We start from the raw sequence: 1,718 nt of genomic DNA on the forward strand, positions 1-1,718 counted from the left end.
GAGTATTGTACTATTTTGTTTTTAATTGGCTATAAAAGATAAAAATATTAGATATCTGGTTGATTTTATTGGTGTCGAATAAGATATTCTGAGCAGCCATTGGTTTGTTGGCGTACGGTATGTATTAATTAGAAGGTGGGTTTTAGAAAGCAAATATCATTTTTTAAATAGCAGATTCTTATGAGTCTGATGGCTTGATTGTATCAAGTAGGGCTCTTTAATCTATCTAAATATTATCCTTAAAATAAAGCGGCCTTGCTACTTTAATGACAAGACCGCTTTATTTTCAGTAATTTAAAATTTTGATTTTAGAATAAGGAGTCTAACTGTTTATTATTGCCGGTATTGCTTGGCAAAACCGGTTCTTCTTGTAACTCTTGGCGCCCAGGGCGGCTAGAGTTTTGGGTATCAGACATATTATTGTCAGAAGGTTGACGAGTACGTCTAGATGGTTGAGGGGTCGGATGTGGTGCTACTCCACCGTTTTCTAAGGCTAAATCGGAGCTGGTAGTCAGTCGTTCCTTCATATAATACTCACCACCATTAGAAACTATGCCTTCAGGTGCCTTCATGCCTTTGTTTTCAGTGCCTTTGAGGGCGTAACGCATATAATCTACCCAGACTGGAACTGCAATCGTACCACCGTAGCCGGCACGCCCCATGCTGCGGGGCTTGTCAAAACCAACATAAACAGCAGTTACCACTTTAGGATTGAAACCGACAAACCATGCATCTTTGTTGTCATTGGTTGTTCCGGTTTTTCCGGCAATATCGCTTCGACCTAATGCTGATGCACCTCGAGCAGTACCTGCACGAACTACGTCTTGCATAATTTTATACATGATATATGCGTTTCGAGGGTCAATCGCCTGAGGAGCATTTTCTCCGGCAATTAAGGGTTGCATCTGTGCTTTCAGACGACCTTGGCTATCGTAGATTTTGTCAATCACATAAGCTGAGATTTTATATCCGCCATTAGCAAAAACACTATATGCTTCTGCAATACGGAGTGGAGTGGTTTCTCCAGTACCTAAAGCCATTGATAAACTTGCGGGAAGTTCAGACGGTTTGAAACCAAAACGTTGGGCATATTGCTGGGTATATCCAATTCCGATAGACATCAGGATGCGGATAGAAACCATATTTTTCGATGCGGTTAATGCTTGGCGCAATGTAATATAACCAGAATAACGGCCATCTGAATTTTTGGGTGACCACACGCTACCATTTGCTCCTTTTCCTGGTAGGGATATTGGGGCATCATTGATCATGGTTGAGGCTGTCATGCCTTTAGCTAATGCAGCGGAATATACAAAAGGCTTGAATGTTGAACCAGGTTGGCGCATGGCCTGAGTTGCTCGGTTAAAAGTTTTGCTATGATAGTCATAGCCACCAACTAATGCTTGAACAGCCCCGGTTTTGGCATCTAAAGATACTAATGCACCTTGCAATAAAGGTTCTTGTACAACAGTCCAGCCATTACCAATATTTTTTACTCTGATGACAGAGCCGCGTCGAATACGGTCTTCTCCCATTTTTTCATTATTAACCGCTTTGGCTGCAAAACCTAACGATTTAGCGTCAAGAGTCATTTTACGGCCATTGGGTAGTTGGATTTGTACTGCTTTCCGGGAAGCTTCCAATACAACCGCAGGAACCATTTTATCCACAGTATATAAAGTAGATAAATATTGGCTGACTGTTTCTTCAACATCATC

Annotated in this window: 1 protein-coding gene; it reads right to left on the reverse strand. The window is 41.4% G+C overall.

Going from position 1 to position 1,718, the window contains the following annotated elements:
* Window positions 1–308: 308 nt before the first annotated feature.
* The coding region (locus HMPREF2954_RS09970; RefSeq protein WP_321178163.1) for a penicillin-binding transpeptidase domain-containing protein at window positions 309–1,718 on the reverse strand (1,410 nt) is incomplete at its 5' end.

This window comes from Neisseria sp. HMSC067H09, assembly GCF_001814135.1.
Classification (GTDB): Bacteria; Pseudomonadota; Gammaproteobacteria; order Burkholderiales; family Neisseriaceae; genus Neisseria.